At 57.0% G+C, this 11,435-nt stretch carries 13 protein-coding genes; 6 read left to right on the top strand and 7 right to left on the bottom strand.

The features are described 5' to 3' along the window. The first annotated feature begins 172 nt into the window (after positions 1 to 172). The 3 genes from ACRBB0_RS23095 to ACRBB0_RS23085 are packed head-to-tail and all read left to right on the top strand — an operon-like array spanning position 173 to position 2,946. Positions 173 to 1,096 carry an ABC transporter permease gene (locus ACRBB0_RS23095; protein ID WP_431376834.1) on the top strand — a complete coding sequence of 308 codons (924 nt, stop codon included), beginning with the start codon at positions 173 to 175 and terminating at the stop codon, positions 1,094 to 1,096. A gap of 20 nt (positions 1,097 to 1,116) precedes the next feature. After that, entirely contained in the window at positions 1,117 to 1,869 is a 753-nt protein-coding gene (locus tag ACRBB0_RS23090) for an ion transporter (protein ID WP_431376833.1), read from the top strand. Between the two features lie 3 nt (positions 1,870 to 1,872). Then, positions 1,873 to 2,946 carry a BMP family ABC transporter substrate-binding protein gene (locus ACRBB0_RS23085; RefSeq protein ID WP_431376832.1) on the top strand — a complete coding sequence of 358 codons (1,074 nt, stop codon included), beginning with the start codon at positions 1,873 to 1,875 and terminating at the stop codon, positions 2,944 to 2,946. Positions 2,947 to 4,463: 1,517 nt separating this feature from the next. On the opposite strand, the gene ACRBB0_RS23080 is transcribed toward ACRBB0_RS23085, so the two are convergent. Then, positions 4,464 to 4,619, bottom strand: coding sequence for a hypothetical protein (locus tag ACRBB0_RS23080; RefSeq protein WP_431376831.1), 156 nt, complete (start codon positions 4,617 to 4,619; stop codon positions 4,464 to 4,466). 21 nt (positions 4,620 to 4,640) lie between these two features. Between ACRBB0_RS23080 and ACRBB0_RS23075 the strand changes: the two genes are divergently transcribed. After that, positions 4,641 to 5,633: a hypothetical protein gene (locus ACRBB0_RS23075; RefSeq protein ID WP_431376830.1), complete on the top strand. Its 993-nt coding sequence runs from the start codon at positions 4,641 to 4,643 to the stop codon at positions 5,631 to 5,633. Positions 5,634 to 5,657: 24 nt separating this feature from the next. On the opposite strand, the gene ACRBB0_RS23070 is transcribed toward ACRBB0_RS23075, so the two are convergent. Continuing rightward, positions 5,658 to 6,704, bottom strand: coding sequence for a glycosyltransferase family 4 protein (locus tag ACRBB0_RS23070; RefSeq protein WP_431376829.1), 1,047 nt, complete (start codon positions 6,702 to 6,704; stop codon positions 5,658 to 5,660). A gap of 268 nt (positions 6,705 to 6,972) precedes the next feature. Between ACRBB0_RS23070 and ACRBB0_RS23065 the strand changes: the two genes are divergently transcribed. Next, a complete protein-coding gene (locus tag ACRBB0_RS23065; protein ID WP_431376828.1) occupies positions 6,973 to 7,722 on the top strand; it encodes a sulfite exporter TauE/SafE family protein in 750 nt (249 codons plus the stop codon). Positions 7,723 to 7,785: 63 nt separating this feature from the next. Here ACRBB0_RS23065 and ACRBB0_RS23060 read toward each other — a convergent pair whose 3' ends face one another. The 5 genes from ACRBB0_RS23060 to rpsJ form a co-directional block, all read right to left on the bottom strand. Then, entirely contained in the window at positions 7,786 to 8,472 is a 687-nt protein-coding gene (locus ACRBB0_RS23060) for an aquaporin (protein ID WP_431376827.1), read from the bottom strand. 178 nt (positions 8,473 to 8,650) lie between these two features. Further along, positions 8,651 to 8,947 carry a 50S ribosomal protein L23 gene (locus tag ACRBB0_RS23055; protein ID WP_299930652.1) on the bottom strand — a complete coding sequence of 99 codons (297 nt, stop codon included), beginning with the start codon at positions 8,945 to 8,947 and terminating at the stop codon, positions 8,651 to 8,653. Next, complete coding sequence (rplD, locus tag ACRBB0_RS23050) at positions 8,944 to 9,561, bottom strand: 50S ribosomal protein L4 (RefSeq protein ID WP_431376826.1); 618 nt, start codon at positions 9,559 to 9,561, stop codon at positions 8,944 to 8,946. The genes ACRBB0_RS23055 and rplD overlap by 4 nt, the downstream gene beginning before the upstream one ends. Further along, positions 9,558 to 10,286: a 50S ribosomal protein L3 gene (rplC, locus tag ACRBB0_RS23045; protein ID WP_431376825.1), complete on the bottom strand. Its 729-nt coding sequence runs from the start codon at positions 10,284 to 10,286 to the stop codon at positions 9,558 to 9,560. Before rplC ends, rplD begins: the two co-directional genes overlap by 4 nt. Positions 10,287 to 10,295: 9 nt before the next feature. Next, the gene (gene rpsJ / locus ACRBB0_RS23040; RefSeq protein WP_121631216.1) at positions 10,296 to 10,601 is read right to left on the bottom strand and encodes a 30S ribosomal protein S10; all 306 of its coding nucleotides are present in this window, start codon (positions 10,599 to 10,601) and stop codon (positions 10,296 to 10,298) included. Between the two features lie 195 nt (positions 10,602 to 10,796). Here rpsJ and ACRBB0_RS23035 point away from each other — a divergent pair, with 195 nt between their 5' ends. Beyond that, positions 10,797 to 11,363 (top strand): hypothetical protein, encoded by a 567-nt coding sequence (locus ACRBB0_RS23035; RefSeq protein WP_431376824.1) that lies wholly within the window; start codon positions 10,797 to 10,799, stop codon positions 11,361 to 11,363. Positions 11,364 to 11,435 lie beyond the last annotated feature (72 nt).

Raw genomic sequence — 11,435 nt, 5'->3', positions numbered from 1 at the left:
TCGATCAATCTCCTGATGTCTTCAATGTCTCGTCCGCCCTTCATTGTTCTGGGTCTCCGCACAAGTTGAGAAGTGCGCGGCCAGCAACTCAAATTTCAGGCCGGCGGCACCACCCCGTGTGCCGGTACACCCCTCGTTTCGTTAATCAACCGTTGCAAGAGAGGACCGAATAATGGACCTGAGTTCAATCTCCCCCGTCCTCCTCGTTGCCTCGATCATGGTCTCGGCGACGCCCATCCTCCTGGCGGCGATCGGCGAACTCGTCGTTGAAAAATCCGGGGTGCTCAACCTCGGGGTCGAAGGCATGATGATCACAGGCGCCGTTGTTGGTTTTGCCGTCGCGGTCAACACCTCCAACCCGCTGGTGGGCTTTGTCGCTGCTGCCATTGCGGGCGCGGCGCTGTCCCTCGCCTTTGGCTTCCTCACCCAGCACCTGTTGTCCAACCAAGTCGCCACCGGCCTTGGCCTCACCCTTGCAGGTCTGGGCCTGTCGGCGCTGATCGGCAAACCCTATGAGGGCATCAAATCCCCCACCCTGCCGAAACTTGATCTTGGTCCGCTGTCTGACATCCCGGTCGTGGGCAAGATGCTGTTTTCCCATGATATCATGGTCTATTTCAGCATCGCTCTGGTCGCTGCGGTCTGGGCCTTCCTCAAGTTCACCCGCGGTGGGTTGATCCTGCGCGCCGTCGGCGAAAGCCATGACAGCGCCCATGCGCTTGGCTACAAAGTTGTCCGCGTCCGCATGGTTGCCATCCTCTTTGGCGGCGCTTGTGCAGGGCTTGGCGGGGCGTATCTGTCGCTCGTGCGTGTGCCGCAATGGACCGAAGGCATGACCGCAGGCGCAGGCTGGATCGCGCTGGCCATCGTGGTGTTTGCAAGCTGGCGTCCCTGGCGCATCCTGATCGGGGCCTATCTGTTTGGCGGCGTCACCGTGTTGCAACTCAACCTTCAGGCCGCCGGAGCCAACGTGCCCGTCGCCCTGCTCTCGGCCTCGCCCTATCTCATCACCATTCTGGTGCTGGTCATTATCTCGGCGCGCGGTGCCCATGGGGCCCCGGCCTCGCTCGGCCGCTCCTTCCACGCGTCCAGTTAAACGCCCGCCCCCAGCCCCGCATGACGTTAGACCACAAAACCCGCATCGCTCAGGCCCTCGAGGGCCATGATCCCCACTACGGCAAACTGCCGTTGGTGGGGCTGCATGTGGCGATTGTGCTGTCGGCCTTTACCATCACGCTCCAAAGCATGCCGGGCCAAAACACCGATACGCAACGCATCCTGACCGCTCTCGAAGCCACGCTTCTGGCGGTCTTCCTCACCGAATTCTGCCTGCGCCTCTGGAGCGCGCCAAGCCGGTGGCGCTATGTCTTTAGCTTCTGGGGCCTCATCGACATCCTGTCGATCGTCCCGGCGCTGCTCTTCCTCATTCCCGATTCCGAAGTCCTGCGCACCCTGCGCCTGATGCGCATTTTCCGCCTGCTCAAGCTCTTGCGGATGCGCCGCGCCATTTTGCGCCTCGAACATGCGATCAGCTCAAACCGCGAAGAAATGCTGCTCTTTGGTGTGCTGGCCGCCATTGTGCTCTTCCTTGCTGCTGTTGGCATCTATCACTTCGAAAAAGACGCCCAGCCCGAGATTTTCGGCTCCATCCCGCAAAGCGCGTGGTGGGCCATCGCAACACTCACAACCGTTGGTTATGGCGATGTCTATCCGGTCACCACTGGCGGTCGGGTCTTTACTGCGATAACTTTGCTTGTGGGATTGGGGATCGTGGCGATCCCCGCAGGTCTGATCACCTCGGGCCTGCTCAACGCGCCACCCGACGAGTCAGAGACAAACTTAAACAACGAAACCACCAATGGGGACTAAACTATGAACCGCAGAACACTGCTTGCCACGGTTGCCGCCGCAACCATCGCCGGAACCTCCGCCTGGGCCGATGATCCGACCACCGTCGGCTTTATCTATGTCGGCCCTGTGGGCGACGGCGGCTGGACCTACGAGCACGACAAAGGCCGTCTCGCGGTCGAAGCTGCCTATGGCGACAAAGTTAAAACCATCTTCCAAGAGAGCGTACCGGAAGGTGCCGACGCCGAACGCGCCATCACCCAGATGGCTCTCTCCGGGGCGGACATCATCTTCACCACCTCCTTTGGCTACATGGACCCAACGCTCGCCGTGGCTTCCAAGTTCCCAAACATCAAGTTTGAGCACGCCACCGGCTACAAACAATCCGACAACGTCGCCACCTATAGCGCCCGTTTCTACGAAGGCCGCGCGGTTCAGGGCCACATCGCTGGCAACATGACCAAGACCAACAAGATTGGCTATATCGCCTCCTTCCCGATCCCCGAAGTTATTCGCGGCATCAACTCGGCCTATCTCCACGCCAAAGCCGTCAACCCTGACGTCGAATTCAGCATCGTTTGGGCCTACACATGGTTCGATCCTGCCAAGGAAGCCGACGCCGCCCGCGCCTTGATCGAAAACGGCGCTGACGTGATCCTTCAGCACACCGACTCCACCGCGCCTCAGGCCGCTGCCAAAGAAGCCGGCAACGTCATCACCTTTGGCCAGGCCTCTGACATGGCCGATTATGGCCCGCTGCCACGCGTGTCTTCGATCATCGACGATTGGGGCCCCTACTACGTGAAACGCGTCGGTCAGGTCATGGATGGCACATGGACCAGCGGCAACACCTGGGATGGGATCGGCGCTGGCATGGTTGGCATCGGTGAAATCTCCGACGCCGTCCCGGCTGAGCTCAAAGCCTCCGCTCTGGCCCTCAAAGAGAGCCTCGCATCCGGCGAATACCACAGCTTCACCGGCCCAATCAAAAAGCAAGACGGCTCTGACTGGCTTGCCGAAGGCGAAACCGCCGACGATGGGACATTGGCTGGCATGAACTTCTACGTAGAAGGCATCACAGGCGACATCCCGAACTAAGCCTGTGTTCCCATAAAATCACGACAGGGCCGCCCAACCGGGTGGCCCTTTTTCTGTTAGGGCCCTGTCTTACTGTGCCTGTCTTACTGTGCCTGCCTAACTGGCCCCTTTAGAACAAACCGCATTCCCGCCCCTGCGGCGATGCACCGGTTCACCGCTCAGGCTGCCACCTCTTCAACACCTCGTCACCGGTCAGGGTTTCCACAACTCCCGCCAAAAGGGACGTTTAGGGTCCGGTTCAACTCTTGGTCCCAAAACCTTAGCGCAGCGTTGCACCATCCCCATCTCTGGCAATCTGCCATAGCGGAACCCGAAAAAATGCGCGCCCAACTGGGCCGGGAGGTCAAAGACATGGTCCACGTCACGGCCCTCAACCGGGGCAACAGACTGCGTCCTTTGCGTCTCAAGCACCTCGTCGTGCAGAGCCGAAAAGACTCTGGGCGGCTTACCAGTGATTTTCAGATGCTCCTGATCGCCGCTATCCCCATGGAGGGTCACGCGCCCTCGTTTGAAACCCGTCGTATATTGGGCAAAATGTGAGCGCGTGTTAAATTCAGCAATCGACACAGAATAACACGGCTGACCCTAGGGGCAGGCAAAGTGCGGGTTGATCCGACTAAGATGTAACCCGTCCGCCTCTTCGAGCCACCAGATCGTCAGACCTTCGCAAGTTCCGCCATCCAAGCCGCGCCGCCCCTTGGCAATTCAGGGCCAACAGCACCCAATTCAACCCTATAGCGGTCAGCAAGTTCCGCCATCGGGAACTGGCTTGCCAAATATGAAATGTTCCCATTCCCGCTGTCCATTCCTGGGGCCCGCTGTCCATTCCTGGGGCCCGCTGTCCATTCCTGAGGCCCGCTGTCATCGTGACCGACCGGCCTGATAGCAAAATACGAATTTTCCAAATACCGCTCGGTCACCACCCAAGCGCGTTTTGCCCCAGTCGTTCCAAACGGGAACCAAACGGGCATCAGGCGGGCCCACCGCATCGTGCCCGCAAGCCTTCTGTGACCTGTCTCATTGCCCCCACTAGGGTGCAGATTGCCGCGGATCAGGGCCACTTTCCGTGCAAAAAACTGCGTCAATCACGGCAATGTGATCGCCAATTTCGGGCAAATTTCGCCACCACGCCTCCTCCTTGGCCAATCTCTCCCAAACTCGGCCAGAATCCTACACATTGGCCTCAAGCCCTGCTCTCAGGGGCCGAAAAAGGCCGGGGCAATCTCCCCCAAACGCGGCCTGTTTTGCACCAATTGCCCCTTAACACGCGCTTAAACGGGGTGGTTTAACGCAGCGCACGGTCGCAAAACCCCGCTTTTGACCAAAATCTGTACCGCAGAGGCCTGCCCCCTCATCGTCGCGCTCACCAGCTTGGCGTTGCGACTGCGCCAATCCTTGCCCAACTCAGAGAGGCAATGCCCGCAGGAAACCGCGTCATCGACCAAGAGCGCGCCGCAAATCTTGCACCAAAACGGGGCCCGAAAACACCGCCAACCCTCCCGCAATCTCAGGTGAAATCACAGAAAAATTTCAAACCACTTCGCACCCGCGTCCAGCGAATTGTCCCGGCCTGCCCCATGCCATGGCGGGTCGCGCCGCCGGGAAAAATTCCACAGCTTCAACGCCGCGCCGATGCGTCTCCTGCGCCTTTGGGTGACATTGACGCCAGCCATCAACCGCCCTAGGTTCCGCCCATGTCTTGGTTCTCCTCTTTAACCGGTATCCCGTTGGAAACGTTGGACTCTGTTCGCGACACCCTTGTGGTGCAGGACGGTTTTTTGATGTCTCGGGCCAACAATCATCGCTATCGTATCGGCGATTTGACCTGCCCAAGCTTGGCCGATCTGCGTCACATTCCAATCCCGCAAAACGCCCCGACACAGGTTTCAGAAGTCATTGCGAACGTTCAGGATCTCCACCGGGTTCCCGCAAATGCCGGTGCGTTTTTTCAGGTCGCCTCTCAGTTCAACCTGCTGGAAATGATTTATCCAAGCTATTGCCCCGAAGACGGGGTAACCCTCTATCAAGACGATCTGACCCAAGGGCCAGCCTGCGCCATCGCCTGTGGTGCCGGAACGATTTTTCGCAACTACTTTGTGCCACTGGGCGACCAGATCGGACAAAGTTCACGGCATCAAATCAATTGTCTCGCCGGGCTTGCCAATGCGCTCAACAATGACCACCACCAATACTGGCAAATGCAAAACGGCTACGCCCTCCCAACCCCAGATGGGCTGTCGCGCCTGAACGCCGCGCTGTCGAAACTTACAGCGCAGGAACGCGATCTCCTCAAGGCCACGCTGCAAATTGGCATTCAACAAGACACAGAAGTCACCCTCGGACAGGCTGATCACCTGGTCACCCAAGCCTTTTGCAGCGCCCTGCCAGTCGCCTATGGCCACGACGCCCCCGACCTATGGGAGCCTCTGGCCCGGATTGTCCTTGAAGCCAGCTATGAGGCCACACTGTTGGCCGCCCTACGCAACACGGCCCGCACTGGCAATAATCGGGTCTTTTTGACGTTGATCGGCGGCGGGGCCTTTGGCAACAGGTTTGACTGGATTGAAGATGCCGTTTGCGGGGCGCTGGAAACCGTGCGAAACAGCGATCTGGATGTACAATTCGTCAGCTACGCCAGCTCAAGCCACCTCGTACAAAACATTCTAAAACGCTGGGAAACAACGTAACTTTGGGCTGAAAAACCGCGCCGGTCACATCCCAGCGGCATGTCGCCCCGATGTCACGTCGTTTAACAAGGCTGTGAGCTTGCTCGAAAAAACAGGCTCGCTGAGATGGGTTTCGTAGGTTGCGGTCGCGCCCCGCCCAAGAGCGCTTACCGTTTCACGGTCCGATGCCAGCCGCCCCAAGTGTTGCGCCACAGACGCCATATCATGCGGATCCACAACCAACCCATCCTGACCATGCGTGATGTAGCCAGCGGACCCGCATTCATTGGAGATTACCGGCACGACACCATAGGCCATGGCCTCGACCGGCGCGGTTCCAAGAGGCTCTCCAAAGCTTGGCAAAATGCACACGTCATGGCGCGCATAGACATCGGCCATCTCAAGAAACGGAACGTTGCCGACCAATGTCACCCACGGCTTTTGCCCGAGTTTGTCCAACGCAGTGCGATGAGGATGATCCTCGGACGGCATCGAACCAACCAAGGTCAGCTCGATCTGATCCGCAACGCCGCTCTGTTCCAGCGCGTCTATCAATAGATGTTGGTTCTTACGTTCGGAATTGAACTTCCCCACCAGCAAAACACGTAACTTTGGCGGGTGTTTTATCGCGCATTTTGTATGGGGCAACTGCCCCACCGGCCAGGGGAGATAACGCCCAAAACGATCGCCTGATCCGCCGTTAGGCAGCCCGGCGACCGGGGTAATCCGATGCGCCGGTAGCCCCTTATGCGCAAGCTTGAGCCGTCGCAACAATGTTGTTTGCCGATTATAGGGCAATTGGTTGTACAGCACCCGAGGTATCCCAAGCTTTTTTCCAGCTCGGGAGGCACGCCGACTGATGGCCCACGCATTGCGAATAAAGAGCACATCGGGCTCAAACTGCCGAACGGCCTTTTCAACCTCGGCGCGACTTGGGTATTTGCCCATAACCTTGGGCTTCAAGGCCGAGTGGTCCTCCGATCCGGCGGAAGAATTCACAAGCAATTCAATAGCATGCCCATCGGCGATCATTTGGCGAACAGCAAACCACATATTCGTATGAAAGCGCGGTAGAGTGAATAATAGGCGCATGTGTGTCTCCGAAGGGCTGTGCGAGTTTGCACATCGGTTCGGCGTCGTCAATCTTATGACACCCTTGTAAACAAACACAGATTTGAAATGTCACTGGCTGGTCTCACCCCTTTGGGTGGCCCGTCTGGTCCACAACGCCGCTTTGCGCCGGATTTTGGTGACGTCACTGTGCCGGCCAAACTAGACCAGCCGCCCGCATCGGATTAACAGGGACAAGAGAGCGCGCTCTCAGGACCGGCCACCGGGTCGCATTCAACAAAGGCATGTCATGGAATATTGGATTGTCGCCGGGCTCGCGACCTTTTTGATGGGCCTTTCAAAGGGCGGCGTGCCGATGATCGCGATGCTGTCTGTTCCGCTCATGTCGCTGTTTATGGATCCGGCACAAGCCGCGGGGCTATTGCTCCCGATCTACATTGTCGCGGATTTCTATGCCATCTATCTGTTTCGCAAAGCATTTTCGGTTAGAAACCTGAAAATTCTGCTACCTGCGTCCATTCTGGGGATTTTACTTGGCTTTGGCTCAGTTTCTTATGTGCCGGGCGACGTCGTCAAGCTTCTCGTTGCGCTTATAGGATTGTTTTACCTCATGAAATCGCTTTGGGGGCGGTTTTCAAAGCAGGACATTCCTGCCAAACCGGCCGATATTCCGCGCGGGCTCTTTTGGGGTACGCTCACCGGGTTGACCAGCTATATCTCCCATGCAGGTGGCCCGCCCTATCAGACCTATGTGCTGCCCCAACGCCTTGATAAAATGGTATATCTGGGCACCACAACGATACTGTTTACGGCCATCAACCTGATGAAAGTCCCGCCCTTCATACTCGCTGGGCAAATCACTTGGGACAGCGCCATTCAGGCCCTCTGGCTCGCGCCCTGCGCTCTGGCGGGGGCGGCAAGCGGGGCAACTGTCTCCCGCTTGCTCTCTGAAAAACTGTTCTTTTTGATCATTGAGATCGCCTTGGCCGTGGTCTCTCTCAAGCTGCTCTACGAAGTGTTCTTTGCCCCAAGCCTTTGACAAAAAGGCCTCCGGTTTTCACCGAAGGCCATAATTAGTTCATACCGTTATCGCGGTGAAGGCTTAGTTTTCTTCAGCTGACACAAGACCGCTGCGAAACAAGATGCCTGCCGCCACGGCCCCTGCGATGGGTGCCACGATGAACAGCCAGAGCTGCGAAATCGCGCCTGCGCCTGCAAACAAAGCCGGGCCAATGGACCGGGCCGGATTGACCGAAACACCGGTCACATTGATACCGACCAAGTGAATGGCGACCAGCGACAACCCAATGGCCAAACCGGCCAGTTGCGTCGGTGCGCCTGCCCCTGTTGACCCCAGGATGACGACCATAAACAAAAACGTTGCCACCGCTTCGAAAACGAATGCCGCGATCATGGTGTATTCACCCAGATAGCCCGGGCCCCACCCGTTTTGGCCAAGCCCATTGGCCGCAACCGTGTAGTCTGCCTTGCCGGAAGCAATCAACATCAAGACCGCGGCGCCTGCGATGGCCCCCGCGACTTGGGCGATGATGTAACCAACGGCCTCACCGACGCTCATCCGCCCCGCAGCGACCATCCCAAGCGAAACCGCCGGGTTGATATGACAGCCAGACACCGCGCCGATCCCATAAGCCATGGCAATCAAGGCCAGACCAAAGGCAAAGCTAATACCGGTCAAACCAATGTCTGCGCCCGCGATCACAGCGGCACCGCAGCCGATCAACACCAGCGTAAATGTTCCCAAAAATTCCGCGATTTGTTTGTTCATAGTTCCCTCAACACGCGACCTATTTGAGGGCACCATCGTCTTGAAACGGAAACGGCATAAGGGGAAATGCCCTGGTGTTCGCTCATCCTCTTGGGCCAAGACAAGAAAAGGCCCCCGGCTTGCACCGAGGACCCTTCAATTTCAGACCATAGCGTGAGGTCTCACCTCACTGCCACCATCACAGACCTGTGGTCACGTCGATGGTGTTACCCTCTTCAAGGGTGACATAGGCTTTCTTAACGTCTTTACGGCGACCAGTGGTGCCTTTGAAACGCTTGACCTTACCTTTGGTGATGGTGGTGTTAACCGCCTTCACCTTCACACCAAAGAGAGCTTCAACAGCTTCTTTGATCTGTGGCTTGTTGCTGTCGATGGCGACTTCGAAAACCACGGCACCATTCTCAGATGCCATTGTTGTTTTCTCGGTTACGATCGGCTTGCGAACGATGTCGTAGTGTTGTGCTTTCGCGCTCATTTCAGGCGAGCCTCCAGTGCTTCGACACCTGCTTTGGTGAGCACAAGCGTGTCACGGCGCAGGATGTCATAGACGTTGGCACCCATAGTTGGGAGAACGTCCAGACCTTCGATGTTGCGAGCTGCCTTGGCGAAACCTTCGTCAACCGAAGCTCCGTCGATGATCAGCGCGCGCTTCCAACCCAGAGCCTTGACCTGATTGGACAGGGTCTTGGTCTTGCCGTCGGTGTTGATGTCCTCGATCACAACCAGCGAACCAGTTGCGGCCTTAGCGGACAACGCCATTTTCAGGCCGAGTGCACGGACTTTCTTCTGCAGGCTGTGACCGTGCGAACGCGGTGTTGGGCCTTTGTAGATACCACCCTTGCGGAAGATCGGCGCGTTACGGGAACCGTGACGTGCGCCACCGGTGCCTTTTTGGCGATAGATCTTCTTCTTGGAGTAGCTCACTTCCGAGCGTGTCTTAACCTTGTGGGTACCGGCTTGGGCGTTGTTACGCTGCCAGCGGACCACACGGTGCAGGATGTCGGCACGAGGCTCAAGGCCAAACAGTGCTTCGTCCAGATCTACGGAACCAGCTGCGGCGCCGTCGAGTTTGATCACGTCAAGTTTCATGCGTCACCTCCTTCTGCAGGAGCTTCTGCAGGTGCTTCGGCGGGGGCTTCAGTCGCGCGAATGGCGGCCGGAGTAGGCACGTCATTTGGCAGCGGCTTTTTAACGGCATCCTTCAAGGTGACCCAGCCACCTTTGGAACCTGGCACAGCGCCTTTGATCATGATGATGCCGCGATCCGCGTCAGTCTTCACAACCTGAAGGTTCTGAGTGGTAACACGGGCAGCACCCATGTGACCGGCCATTTTCTTGCCTTTGAAAACCTTACCGGGGTTCTGACACTGACCGGTGGAACCGTGCGAACGGTGGCTGATCGAGACACCGTGTGTCGCGCGCAGACCGCCAAAGTTCCAACGCTTCATACCACCAGCAAAACCTTTACCGATCGAGATGCCCGATACGTCAACGTACTGGCCCTCGTTATAGTGTTCTGCGGTGATTTCCGCGCCCACTTCGATCAGGTTTTCAGGCGCAACGCGGAATTCCGCAACCTTGCGCTTGGGTTCAACATTCGCCTTGGCGAAGTGACCACGCATGGCTTTGGATGTGCGTTTTGCTTTGGCTGCACCGGCACCCAGCTGAACAGCTGTGTAGCCATGCTCCTCAGCGGTACGCTGAGCAACAACTTGCAGGTTTTCGAGTTGCAGAACAGTCACTGGGATTTGCTTGCCATCTTCCATGAAGACGCGAGTCATCCCGACTTTCTTTGCGATAATACCAGAGCGCATAGGACCCCCTTATACTTTGATCTCGACGTCAACGCCGGCGGCGAGGTCGAGTTTCATCAGGGCGTCAACGGTCTGAGGAGTCGGGTCGACGATGTCGAGCATACGCTTGTGCGTACGGATCTCGAACTGGTCACGCGACTTCTTGTTTACGTGGGGGCCACGCAGAACGGTGAATTTTTCGATTTTGTTGGGCAGCGGGATCGGACCGCGGACCGTGGCACCGGTACGTTTGGCGGTGTTGACGATTTCCTGTGTGGAAGCATCAAGAACGCGGTAGTCAAACGCCTTCAGCCGGATACGGATGTTCTGGTTCATTGAACAGCCTTTTATTGGCATTGGAGTTGAGAGGAGGACAAGCGACCATCGCAAACCCTCATCGAACCCAAACGGCGGGAATCACCCCGCCGCAAATATCCCGTAGGACATTGCGCGCGTATACATGTGGGATTGGTGTGTGACAAGGCTTCAAACACCTTGTATCGGCGAATTCGCCGGGATTATGAACGTTGTATGATAAAGTTTGTTGTAACGGTCATTTTTCTTGGCTTTGGCATCGTATTTGGTGCTCTCCAAACCATCGGAACCAAGTTTGAACCCATTTCCCGCTATCTTGTGGGCGCGGCTTACCTGTTACGCCCTTTATCAAGAGACGTATCAGTTACCATAGACGGCATACCTGTGCCCAATATGCGTATTTTTTTGCACGACAGTTTCCAGCTTGTTTCCCGCGTTGTGATATTCCTGCAGACAGAAACGGGTGACTACTCTCTTTTGAATGTATTTCCTTTTAACGCGCGCGTCGGGCAGTCCATAAACACACCGCAAAACGCGGTTATGGAATTGCCGGGTGGCTATTTTTTGGTCCGAGACATCGCTTGGCCAATCGCCATACTGGGGCAGCCCATGAAAAGCCCGTTCAAGCCATCCGTGATTGATGCAAAGATCGGGAAACGGATTGCATTCTCGATCGTGACGAATTGCCAGAGCGAAAACTGCCTTGTAGGCGGGCGCGCCATTCCAACCGGAGACTGGAACATCACATTCGACCGGACAACCGACCGGCGAAATTCATTCTAAGTACCAAGTTTTATGTCATAGGCTCACAAAACAGCGCACGGGCGTTCACGCAAAACGGAACGCACTGAAACA

This window comes from Pelagimonas sp. (genome assembly GCF_050633425.1).
GTDB lineage: Bacteria > Pseudomonadota > Alphaproteobacteria > Rhodobacterales > Rhodobacteraceae > Pelagimonas.
Note: the sequence above shows the minus strand (reverse complement) of the source record. Positions and strands in the feature narration are given on the sequence as shown.

Coding starts and splice junctions, on each gene's coding strand:
- ACRBB0_RS23095 (WP_431376834.1), top strand. CDS start 173: ATGGACCTGAGTTCAATCTCCCCCGTCCTCCTCGTTGCCTCGATCATG.
- ACRBB0_RS23060 (WP_431376827.1), bottom strand. CDS start 8,472: ATGAACAAACAAATCGCGGAATTTTTGGGAACATTTACGCTGGTGTTG.
- ACRBB0_RS23085 (WP_431376832.1), top strand. CDS start 1,873: ATGAACCGCAGAACACTGCTTGCCACGGTTGCCGCCGCAACCATCGCC.
- ACRBB0_RS23065 (WP_431376828.1), top strand. CDS start 6,973: ATGGAATATTGGATTGTCGCCGGGCTCGCGACCTTTTTGATGGGCCTT.
- ACRBB0_RS23080 (WP_431376831.1), bottom strand. CDS start 4,619: ATGGCTGGCGTCAATGTCACCCAAAGGCGCAGGAGACGCATCGGCGCG.
- rpsJ (WP_121631216.1), bottom strand. CDS start 10,601: ATGAACCAGAACATCCGTATCCGGCTGAAGGCGTTTGACTACCGCGTT.
- ACRBB0_RS23075 (WP_431376830.1), top strand. CDS start 4,641: ATGTCTTGGTTCTCCTCTTTAACCGGTATCCCGTTGGAAACGTTGGAC.
- rplC (WP_431376825.1), bottom strand. CDS start 10,286: ATGCGCTCTGGTATTATCGCAAAGAAAGTCGGGATGACTCGCGTCTTC.
- ACRBB0_RS23035 (WP_431376824.1), top strand. CDS start 10,797: ATGATAAAGTTTGTTGTAACGGTCATTTTTCTTGGCTTTGGCATCGTA.
- ACRBB0_RS23090 (WP_431376833.1), top strand. CDS start 1,117: ATGACGTTAGACCACAAAACCCGCATCGCTCAGGCCCTCGAGGGCCAT.
- ACRBB0_RS23055 (WP_299930652.1), bottom strand. CDS start 8,947: ATGAGCGCGAAAGCACAACACTACGACATCGTTCGCAAGCCGATCGTA.
- rplD (WP_431376826.1), bottom strand. CDS start 9,561: ATGAAACTTGACGTGATCAAACTCGACGGCGCCGCAGCTGGTTCCGTA.
- ACRBB0_RS23070 (WP_431376829.1), bottom strand. CDS start 6,704: ATGCGCCTATTATTCACTCTACCGCGCTTTCATACGAATATGTGGTTT.